Origin of the sequence: Corallococcus llansteffanensis (genome assembly GCF_003612055.1) — a bacterium.
GTDB classification, from domain to species: domain Bacteria; phylum Myxococcota; class Myxococcia; order Myxococcales; family Myxococcaceae; genus Corallococcus; species Corallococcus llansteffanensis.
Genome location: NZ_RAWB01000369.1, coordinates 1 through 10,094, shown reverse-complemented (window position 1 = coordinate 10,094; position 10,094 = coordinate 1). Strand labels below are relative to the sequence as shown.

Sequence of the window (10,094 nt, the reverse complement as noted above, 5' to 3'; positions counted from 1 at the left end):
CCCCTCCACCATCAGGGCCTCCAGGGACGCTTCACCCTGGGTCTCCACCACCCCTGGCCCGGCGCCCGCGACCGTGAGCACCGACGTGGGACCCGCGCCCACGAGGCTCGCTCCCTCGGGCAGCAGGAAGGGGCCTTCGTAGCGGCCGGGGGCCAGGTGCACGAGCAACGAACCGGGACGGGTCAGGGCCTCCGACAGGGACCGGAGGGGGCGCTCACGGGTGCCGTCCCCCCCTGTCACCGCCCCGTCCACCCAGAGCTCCACCGGCCCGGCCGGCCTCAGCGGCGGCCGCGCACAGGTGCACAGCAGGATCAGGAACCATGGCAGCAGTCGGGATGGCACGCGGGCAGGCACTCTAGCCCCTCGACGGTGCCTTGCTGGAACTGGATCAGGACCCATTGCTAAGTGATCGATCTTCCAAAGACTTTCATCCGCAATCGATCATCAACCGATCACCTCACCTTTCTGGAGCCAGGGGGGTGTGCCGGTGTATCAAAAGATGCGATCCTCCCTCTCTGTACAGGGTGTATTTCACGATGCCCAGTTTTCATCCGGAGGCCGATTTTCCGGCCCGGGAGCGGGTGGCGCATTGACAGTCGAAACCTCGATTTGTTACCTCCGCCATCCGCTCGTTCAACGCCAGACAACGCAAGAGGGAGGGGTGTCATGACCAAGGCAGAGCTCGTGGAGGTGGTGGCTGCGCAGTCGAGGCTCACGAAGAAGTCGGCCGCCCAGATCCTCGACATCGTCTTCAACAACATCGGCAAGGCGGTGAAGAAGGACACGCGCTTCAGCTACCCGGGGTTCGGCACGTGGTCGCTGCGCTCGCGCAAGGCGCGGAAGATCCGCAACCCGCAGACCAACGAGATGATGAAGCTCAAGGCGTCGAAGACGGTCGGTTTCCGTCCCGCCAAGGAGCTGAAGAACTCGCTGTAGTCGTCAGCAGGACCGTCCCCCTCAGGGGCGCGAACCCGCGGTCGGGTGGCGCCCCTGGGACGTGAGGGCGGAGGATTCCGGCAGCTGATGGGCCACGGGCCGCGCCTGCTCGGGTGCTTCGGGGGAGAGCTCGGGAGCGACGAGCGCCTCCAGCGGGTCCAGGGAGTTGCCGTCGTGCCAGAGCTCGAAGTGGACGTGGACACCGGTCGCGAGGCCCGTGTCCCCCGCGAGCCCCACCGCATCTCCGCGCGTCAGCACCTCGCCGGTCGTCACCAGCACCTGGGACAGGTGGCTGTAGCGCGTGACCCACTGCCCGGCGTGCAGGACCTCCACCTGCTGGCCGTGGTCGCCGTTCCAACCCGCGCGCAGGACCACGCCCTTCTCCGCGACGGCGACGACCTGTCCCCGGCGGGCCGCGAGGTCCACGCCCAGGTGGCGGCGGAGCTGGCCGGTGATGGGGTGCCAGCGCTCGCCGTAGAGGCTGGTGATGGTGACGGGCTCCACGGGCCAGGCGAGGCGCGGCGGGCCGGAGGGTTCGGGCGGCAGCTCCCAGCGGCGCAGCGTGGAGGCGCGGACGATGAGGCGGCCCACGCGCAGCACCACGGCTTCCGCGAGCGGGCCTGGCATGTCGCCGTAGAGGCGCGCGTCCTGCTCGAGCTCGGCCTCCAACACGCCCCGGGCCCGCGTCAGGTCCCGGCTGTCCGTGCGCTCCACCGGCCGGGACAGGAAGGCGTCCAGCGCCGCGTTCATGGCCTCCCAGTTGCGCGCCTGTTCGGCGGGCATGACGCTGCCGCGCTGCACCTTCTCGCGGTAGGCGCGGGCCTTCTCCGTGAAGGCGGAGAGCGCGGCGTCGAGCTCCGGGGAACGCTCTGGGGCCAGGGGGCCTGGAGCGCGCTCCGGCTCGTGCGGGAGGAAGGGGCCGGAGTCGCTGACGGAGCCGCTGTCGCCCGAGGTCGCGTACAGCTCCTCAAAGCTCATCTTCTCCGCGCGCGGCGTAGCGCAGGCAGAGAGGGCCAGCAGGGCGAGGACGGCGGGTCGGCGCACGGCGCGGCAAGCCTACCACGCACCGGCCCGTGCACCCTTTTCGGGCGGATCATCCGTGCCAGTGGGGGGCGGACAGGTGCGTCCTGTCCGTACCCGCCCGCTCCGTGGGGGTGTCAGGGCCATCCCCCGCTGCGTCGCGGGGCATTGGCGCGGTCGGGATTTCCAGCCCTCGGCATTCGTGGCCCCCTGGGGGCTGGCGTCCCGGCGCGGGCCACGAGGCGGATGCGCCCGCAGCGCCCGTCTCCTGCGTGCCAGGAGGCCCCCATGCTCCGGGAGACGGGACGCCCTGCTCTCCCGGCTCCGACGTCAGGCGGCGAGGGCCTTGCGGATCCGCGCCAGGGCGTCGTCGATGTCGGCCGTGGACACGTCCAGGTGGCACACGAGCCGGATGGAATGCGGGCCGGTGGGGTTGGCCAGGACGCCCTGCTTCAGGAGCAGCGCGGAGGCCTCCGCCGCCGGGCGCGCCAGGTTCGCGAACACCATGTTCGTCTCCACCCGCGCCAGGTCCACCGTCACTCCGGGCACCTGGGCCAGCCCCTCCGCCAGCCGCCGCGCGTTGGCGTGGTCCTCGGCGAGCCGCTCCACGTGGTGCTCCAGCGCGTACAGCGCCGCCGCCGCGAGGATGCCTGCCTGTCGCATGCCTCCGCCCAGCCGCTTGCGCAGACGCCGCGCCTCACGGATGACGTCCGCCCTTCCCGCGAGCGCCGAGCCCACCGGCGCCCCCAGCCCCTTCGAGAAGCACACCGACGTCGAGTCCGTCAGCGAGGCCCACGCCGACGCCGGCTTCCCCGCCGCCACCGCCGCGTTGAACAGCCGCGCTCCGTCCAGGTGCACCGCGAGCCCCGCCTTCCGGCCCGCCTCCACCACCGCCCGGAAGCGCTCCACTGGCCACACCGTGCCGCCGCCCCGGTTGTGCGTGTTCTCCAGCGACAACAGCCGCGTGCGCGGGTTGTGGATGTTGTCCTCGCGCACCGCCGCCGTCACCGTCTGCGGCGTCAGCAGGCCCCGCTCGCCCGGCAGCGGCGCCGGCTGCACGCCCCAGAGCGCCGGCACCGCGCCGCCCTCGTAGTGCAGGATGTGGCTGCCCTCCTCCGTGAGCACCTCGTCGCCCGAACGGCAGTGCGCGCCGATGGCCAGCTGATTGGCCTGCGTGCCGGACGGGACGAAGATGGCGGCCTCCAGGCCCAACCGCTCGGCGACCCGTTCCTCCAGCCTGTTCACCGTGGGGTCCTCGCCATAGACGTCGTCGCCCACCTCCGCGTCGGCGATGAGGCGCCGCATGGCGGGCGTGGGCTTCGTCACGGTGTCGGAGCGGAAGTCGATGGGCTTCATGGTTCTCCTCGCTTCAAGAAAGGGGGGCCTGCCCGCGGTGCTTGGGCCGGGCCCTCCCGTGACATACAACGCCCGCGTGGCCCGGCGAGAGACAGTGGCGGAGAAGCGGCAGCGCGCGGTGGCGGTCCTGGACGGTCTGGAGGCGGCCATGCCGGACGCCCGCATCGAGCTGGACTACCGCACGCCCCTGGAGCTGCTCGTCGCCGTCATCCTGTCCGCGCAGTGCACCGACAAGCGCGTCAACCTGGTGACCCCCGCCCTGTTCGCCCGCTTCCCCGACGCGCAGGCCTATGCGCGCGTGGAAGCCACTGACGTGGAGCCCTTCATCCGCACCTGCGGGCTGTACCGCGCGAAGGCGAAGAACATCGTCGCCACGGCGCGCACGCTGGTCGCGGAGCACGGGGGACAGGTGCCGCTCGTGCGCGACACGCTGGCACAACTGCCGGGCGTGGGCCTCAAGACGGCGGGCGTGGTGTGCATCCACCTGGGCGGCGACGCGGCCTTCCCCGTGGATACGCACGTGAAGCGGCTCGCGTACCGGCTGGGCTTCACCACCCACGAGGACCCGGACAAGGTGGAGAAGGACCTGCAGGCGCTCCTGCCCCGGGAGCGGTGGACCCTGGGTCACCAGCTCCTCGTGTGGCACGGGCGGCGCACGTGCTTCGCGCGCTCGCCCGCCTGCGCTTCCTGCGTCGTGGCGGCGCGCTGCCCGAAGAAGGGCGTCGCCACCGCGAAGCCTTAAGCGGACGCCGGGGCGCCCTGCTCGCGCGACGTCTTGAGCTTCTTCATCCGCTTGCGGATGAGCTCGCGCTTGAGCGTGGAGACGTGGTCCACGAAGACGGTGCCGTCCAGGTGGTCCGTCTCGTGCTGCACGGCGATGGCGAGGAGGCCGTCACAGCGCAGCGTCTGCTCCTGGCCGTCCTCGTCCAGGTAGCGCACGGTGGCGACGGCGGCGCGGTCCACGTCCTCGGCCTCGCCGGGGATGGACAGGCAGCCTTCGGTGTAGGTCGTCTCGCCTTCGAGGGCGACGAACTCCGGGTTGATCATCGCCAGGGGCTTGGACTCCGGCTGCTGCGGCCGGGTGTCCAGGACGATGATGCGCTGGAGCACGCCCACCTGCGGGGCGGCGAGGCCCACGCCTTCGGCGGCGTACATCGTCTCGAACATGTCCTTCACCAGCGCACGGACCTTGTCGTCCACCTTCGCCACGGGCCGGGCCTTCTGCTTCAGGATGGGGTCGGGCCAGATGAGAATCTCGCGAACCATGGGGGACTCTTAACCCCACCGGACCGCGCCGGGCAACCGTCCCCACCGGGCATCAGTCGAGCAGATTACGGGCGTACTCGCCCCTCAGCCGGTCGTCTCCCAGCGCCCGGGCGGCCTCCGTCAGCACGGCCCGAATCTGCTGCGCCCGGTGCTGGAGCGCGGGGTCCGGGTGGCCCGCGAAGCGCAGGGGATGGAACTCGGCGGCCAGGAGAGCGTACGCCCGCTTGACCTCCTCGCTGCCCGCCGAGCGCGCGAGCCCCAGGACCGTGAAGTAGTCCGCGTCCTGGACCTCCTCGAACTTGGCCTCCAGGCGGTGCACGTCCAGTTCCGGGGGCAGGTCCCCCGAGGCGTCTTCCGACGGCGGGTGCAGCACGATGAGGCCCAGCGTCCGCGCCACGGCGAGCGTCTTGAGCGCCCCGTCCTGGGGCAGCCCCGCGCCCAGCAGCAGCGCCTCCAGCGTGCGCTCTCCGTCCACGCCCTGCAGGAGCTGGAGCTCGCGGGCGGAGAGGCCGAAGTCCGCCGGAGCCATGTGCGCGTCGCCTCGCGACACCAGGGCGCGCAGGGAGCCGGCCGCGTCCAGCAGGGACTCCGCGGTGAGGGTGTTGCGCAGCCCTTCCGCGAGCAGGTGCAGCGGCGGGCGCGTGGCGGCGGCGAGCGCGACCTCGTGGGGCGCGGGCTCCTGCACCAGCCGGTAGAGCGTGGAGGGTTCGGAGAGCGCGTCCAGGAAGACCTGTTCGGTGTAGCGCTGCACCAGCGGGACGGATTCGGCTTCGCGCACGTAGCCGCGGCCGCGCAGGGCCTCCAGCAGCGTGCCCGTGGTGGCGCTGCGCACCAGCCGGAGCTCGGCCTCCTGGCGCGCGTCGATGAGGCCGTCCGCGCGGGCCCGGTCGATGAGCGATTCGCCCTGCGCCGAGGACGCGGCCCCCACCAGCGCGCCGTCGCGCAGCCACAGCACGCGCAGCGCGTTCATGACCTTGAGCTCCAGGCGCACTTCCATGCGCGCGTCGCACAGCCGCAGGACGAGGCGCGCGAGCCCTTCCTGGGTGAGGCTGCCGCTGCGGGACACCGCCATCTCCGGACGGCCCGGCGATTCGAGCGGTATCAGCGCGGCGCGGGCCTGCGCCACGGCCTCCTCGGCGTCCCGCTGCGCGCGGGCCTCGAGTTGTTCGCGCTCGCGGTCGGTTTCGAGGCGCTGTTCGATGGCGTCGGCTTCCAGCTTCGCTCGGGCCTCGCGCTCGCGGGTGAGCTCTTCGCGGAGCTGTTCGAGCTGCGCCTGCAGGGTGTCTCTCGCCTGCGCGAGGGCCGTGGACTCCGCCTGGAGGCGGGCTTCGGTGTGGGTGCGTGCCTGGGCTTCGGCGGCGAGGCGGGCTTCGGCGGAGGCGCGCGCCTGGGACTCGCTTTCGATGCGCGCCTCGAGGTCCTTGCGCGCCCGGACCTCCGACTCCAGGCGGACCTCCAGCACGGTGCGTTGGCGGCCCTCGGAGGTGGCTCGCGCGGTGGATTCGGTGGCCTTCTGTTCGGCGCGGAGGGCACGGGCTTCCGCTTCCGCGCGGGCCTGGGCCTGCTGTTCGACTCGCGTCTCGGCGTCCTGGAGGGCCTGCGCCTGTGCTTCCGCGCGGCTGGCCGCGTCGGTCTGCGCGTGGGCGGACTGCTCGGCGGCGCGGGACTCCGCCTGGGCCAGGGCCTCCGTGAGCTGATCCGCGCGGGCCTGGGTTTCGGCTTGCGTCCGCGTGAGCTGATCCGCTCGGGCCTGCGCTTCGGTCAGCTCGCGCGCGAGTTGTTCCGTGCGGGCCTCGGCGGCGGCGAGCGCTTGCGTGAGCTGATCCGTGCGGGCCTGTGACTCGGCCTGGGCTTGCTGGAGCTGTTCGGCGTGGGTCCCTGCTTCGGCACGGGCTTGCTCGAGCTGCTCGGCGCGGGCTTCCGCCGCGATCCGTGCCTGTTGGAGCTGTTCGGCTCGGAGCTCTGCTTCGGTCTGTGCCTGCTGAAGCTTCGCGGCGCGGGCTTCTGCTTCGGTCTGTGCCTGCTGAAGCTTCGCGGCGCGGGCTTCTGCTTCGGTCTGTGCCTGCTGAAGCTTCGCGGCGCGGGCTTCTGCTTCGGCCTGTCCCTGCTGGAACTGTTCGGCTCGGAGCTCTGCTTCGGCTTGTGCCTGCTGGAGCTTCGCGGCGCGTGATTCTGCTTCGGCACGGGCTTGCTCTAGCTTCTCGGCGCGGGCCTCTGCTTCTGCACGGGACTGCTCAAGCTCTTTGGCACGGGCCTCGGCTTCGACCTGTACCTGCGCAAGCTCTTCGGCACGGGTCGCTGCTTCGGCACGGGCCTGCTCAAGCTCTTCGGCACGGGCCTCCGCTTCGGCACGGGCTTGCTCGAGTTGTTCTGCGTGGGTCTTGTCCGCGTCCTCGTGGGACTGGGTGAGCTGCTCGGCGCGCGTCTCCGCTTCGGCTCGGGCTTGCTCGAGCTGCTCGGCGTTGGCGTCGCGCGCCTGCTCGGCTTCGAGTGCTCGGGCCTCGGCGCGCTTCACGGCTTCCGACAGCTCGTTCACGCGGGCTTCGGACTGGAGCAGGGCTTCGGCGGGCTGGGCGGCCTTCGCCTCCGCCCGCTGGCGCGCCTGCTTGAGCTGCTCCATCCGCGCGTTGGCCTGATTCAAGGTCTCCGCGAACTGGGCTTCGGTCCGCTTCCGCGTCTCCTCGGACTGTTCCGCCCGGGCGTGGGCCTGGGTCAGCGCCTCGGCGGACTGCGCGACCCGGGCTTCCGCTTCGGCCAGGGCCTCGGCGGATTGCGTGGCGCGGGCTTCGGCCTGCTTCCGGGCCTCCTCGGCCTGCTCCGCACGGGCTTCCGCGCTGGCGCGGGCTTCCTCCGCCTGCGTGGCACGGCCTTCCGCATGGCCCAGCGTCTGGGCGGACTGCTTTCCCTTCGCTTCGACCTGCAACAGCACCTGCGCCAGTTGCTGCGCTCGCGCCTCGACCTGCGCCAACGTCTGGGCGGATTGCTTCGCCTTCGCTTCGGCTTGGGCCAGCGCCTGCGTGGCATCCTGCGCGCGGGACTCCGCCTGGGCCAGCGTCTGGGCGGTCTGCTTTCCCTTCGCTTCGGACTGGGCCAGCGACTGGGCCAACTGGTGCGCTCGCACCTCCACCAGGGACAGCGCCTGCACGGAGTGCTTCACCTTCGCTTCGGCGCTGGCCCGGGCCTTGGCTTCCGCATCGGCTCGCGCTTCGGCCTCGGCACGCCGGACTTCCAGGTCCGAGCGGAGCGCGGCCTCCTTGCCATCGCGGGTCTCGATCTCCTGACGGGCCTCGGCTTCGGCTTCCGCTCGCTGACGGGCTTCCTCGCGGGCCGTGGCTTCGGCCTCCGCGCGGGCTTCCGCCACGAGCCGGGCTTCAGCTTCCGCTTCCGCCCGGGCCTCCGCCGCGATCCGCGCCTCGGCTTCGGCCTCCAGCCGCGCTTCGACGTCGGTGCGCGCCGCCTGCTCCAGTTCGGCGTGGGCCTCGGCCTCCTCGCGCGCCTGGGTCTCCTGTCGGAGGCGGGCTTCGGCTTCTTCGCGCGCCTGGACCTCCGCGGCGACGCGCTTCTCGAGTTCGGCGAGCTCGAGCCGCGCCATCTCCGCGAGCGCCTCGGCTTCGCGGCGCGCCCGCTCCTCGGTGTCCGCTCGGGACTCCGCGTCCACGCGACCGCCGGCCTCGGACGCGAGCCGGGCCTCGACCTCCGCCAACGCTTGTGTCGCCGACACGGCCCGGACTTCCGAGTGCGCATGGGCCGCCGAAGCCTGCTTCAGCAGGGACTCGGCGCGGGCGCGAGCGTGGACCTCCGCTTCGGCTCGCACCTCCACGGCGCTCCGGGCCTCGACCTCCGCGTCCGCTTCGAGCCGGGCGTCCTCGCGCGCCCGCGCCTCGCTCGCGATGCGGTCCTCCAGTTCGACTCGGAGCGCCTGCTCCGACTCGGCCAGGGACTCCGCTTCCAGCGCACGGGCCTCCGCCTCCTCGATGGCGGCGTACGCCAGGGCGAGTTCCTCGCGCAGCGCTTCGAGCTTCGCGTCCAGCTCCGGATTCGGTGCGTCCGCTTGCGCGGCGGGAACGACCACTTCCTGGAGCGCGGTGCGCGCCTTGCTCGCCCGGCGAAGGCCTCCCGGAACCGGGACGGGTGGACGCGTGGACGGGGCATCTCCTCGGGACGCATGGCCCGCGTCCGATGCGCCGGTACGCGAAGGAGCGCGGTCTGTCGGCACCGCGTCGTCCGACGCCAATGCACCTTCCCGATGCGCGGCGATGCGGTCCGTCAGCGCCGTTTCACCGGCTCCATGGCTGCCAGTCGGAAGCGACAGGGACGGATCCGCGTCGGAAGCATCACGCGACTCCGGCTCGGCATCCACGTCCGACTGAGCACCGCTCACCTCGCGGGCTTCAGTCCCTGCCTCCACGTCGGACCAGTCGTTGTTCGCACGGTCTGCATCGCGCGATTCCGTCTCAGCACCCACGCCTGAGCGAGCACCGCGCGCACGGGCCGCATCGCGCGACTCCGTCTCGGCATCCGCGTCCGGCCGAGCACCGTTCGCATCACGGGACTCCAGGCGTGAAACCGTGCGGCTCGCGGAGTCCTCCGGATCCGACGTCTCTTCGTCCTTCGCGCGCTCGGAGGCCCTGCCCATCCGCAGCGTGTCTCCCGAACGCGCCTCCGAGGCGTCCCGAGGCTCCGGCTCCGACCACGCGAGGGGCCTGGCGCCTTCCGACTCCGGGGCCTTCACGTCATCCACGGTCTCGGAATCGAACCAGTCCGCGCCCACCGGCTTCGCGGACGCGTCGGGCTCCCCACCCTCCTCCCGCTCCCGCGCGGTCGCGGAGGCCTTGAGCTCCGCCTCCAGCACGTCCCAGTTCGACAGGCCCGCCGCCGCCAGCTCCTCCGCGGTGGGCTCCGAGGCCGCATCGGTCGCGGCCGCCCGCTCTCCCGCCGCCACGTCGTCCGCGACCGAACCGAAGTCCGTCTCGTCCGAAGCCTCCGCCGCCGGAGCGACCGCCGGACCCGCGCCCAGACGGCGTGCTTCCAGCTCGGGATCCGGCGCCAGCTCCGTCCAGGCCAGCGGCTCCGAACCCGCTCGCGCCGGTGCCTTCGCGCCGTCCTCGTCCGAATCAACGTTGAAGAAGTCCTCGTCCCCCAGCCGGGGCGCGGGCTTCACCGGCCGCAGTCCCGGCGGGGTGAGCCGCTCCTCCCGGAACGCGAGCCTCCCCGTGGGCAGCCCTTCCTCCGCGTCCGCCTCCCGCGACAGGCGCTCCGCGTCCGCCCGCAGCTCCGCGTCGAAATCCTCCGTGACCGCCAGCGGATCCTCCACCGGCTGCGCGGCGGCGCGCGGCACCATCTCGTTCGGGAAGGGGAAGCGCAACGTCGTGCGCTCCTGCAGCGCCCGCGCATCGGGCACCGGAGGAAACACTGGCTCCGGGGCCGGATCCTCGTCCCACTCCTTCCCGATGTCCGCGTCCGGGTCCTCCTCCCCCCACGCCTGCCCCGAGTCCCCGTCCGACGCCGTGCCCCCC

Annotated in this window: 6 protein-coding genes and 1 pseudogene; 2 read left to right on the top strand and 5 right to left on the bottom strand. The window is 72.3% G+C overall.

Translation table 11 applies throughout. The features are described from left to right. A pseudogene (locus D7V93_RS28500) lies at positions 1-342 on the bottom strand (DUF1565 domain-containing protein); the annotation flags it as partial. A gap of 324 nt (positions 343-666) precedes the next feature. Here D7V93_RS28500 and D7V93_RS28495 point away from each other — a divergent pair. After that, a complete protein-coding gene (locus D7V93_RS28495) occupies positions 667-936 on the top strand; it encodes an HU family DNA-binding protein (RefSeq protein ID WP_120535979.1) in 270 nt (89 codons plus the stop codon). A gap of 21 nt (positions 937-957) precedes the next feature. Here D7V93_RS28495 and D7V93_RS28490 read toward each other — a convergent pair whose 3' ends face one another. Next, positions 958-1,980 (bottom strand): M23 family metallopeptidase, encoded by a 1,023-nt coding sequence (locus D7V93_RS28490; protein ID WP_120646384.1) that lies wholly within the window; start codon positions 1,978-1,980, stop codon positions 958-960. A gap of 306 nt (positions 1,981-2,286) precedes the next feature. After that, complete coding sequence (ltaE, locus tag D7V93_RS28485) at positions 2,287-3,312, bottom strand: low-specificity L-threonine aldolase (RefSeq protein ID WP_120646383.1); 1,026 nt, start codon at positions 3,310-3,312, stop codon at positions 2,287-2,289. Between ltaE and nth the strand changes: the two genes are divergently transcribed. Then, a complete protein-coding gene (gene nth, locus D7V93_RS28480) occupies positions 3,311-4,054 on the top strand; it encodes an endonuclease III (RefSeq protein ID WP_120646386.1) in 744 nt (247 codons plus the stop codon). The genes ltaE and nth overlap by 2 nt on opposite strands. Here the strand turns inward: nth and def are convergent. Both def and D7V93_RS45245 read right to left on the bottom strand, forming a co-directional pair. Beyond that, a complete protein-coding gene (def, locus tag D7V93_RS28475; protein ID WP_120646382.1) occupies positions 4,051-4,578 on the bottom strand; it encodes a peptide deformylase in 528 nt (175 codons plus the stop codon). The two genes, nth and def, sit on opposite strands and share 4 nt — an antisense overlap. Before the next feature lie 52 nt (positions 4,579-4,630). Beyond that, the gene (locus D7V93_RS45245; protein WP_443651965.1) at positions 4,631-9,919 is read right to left on the bottom strand and encodes a response regulator receiver protein; all 5,289 of its coding nucleotides are present in this window, start codon (positions 9,917-9,919) and stop codon (positions 4,631-4,633) included. Between the last annotated feature and the right edge of the window lie 175 nt (positions 9,920-10,094).

What these genes read in the sequence shown, in the direction of transcription:
- D7V93_RS28495 (WP_120535979.1), top strand. Translation starts at nt 667, where the DNA reads ATGACCAAGGCAGAGCTCGTGGAGGTGGTGGCTGCGCAGTCGAGGCTC.
- nth (WP_120646386.1), top strand. Translation starts at nt 3,311, where the DNA reads ATGGTTCTCCTCGCTTCAAGAAAGGGGGGCCTGCCCGCGGTGCTTGGG.
- ltaE (WP_120646383.1), bottom strand. Translation starts at nt 3,312, where the DNA reads ATGAAGCCCATCGACTTCCGCTCCGACACCGTGACGAAGCCCACGCCC.
- def (WP_120646382.1), bottom strand. Translation starts at nt 4,578, where the DNA reads ATGGTTCGCGAGATTCTCATCTGGCCCGACCCCATCCTGAAGCAGAAG.
- D7V93_RS45245 (WP_443651965.1), bottom strand. Translation starts at nt 9,919, where the DNA reads ATGGTGCCGCGCGCCGCCGCGCAGCCGGTGGAGGATCCGCTGGCGGTC.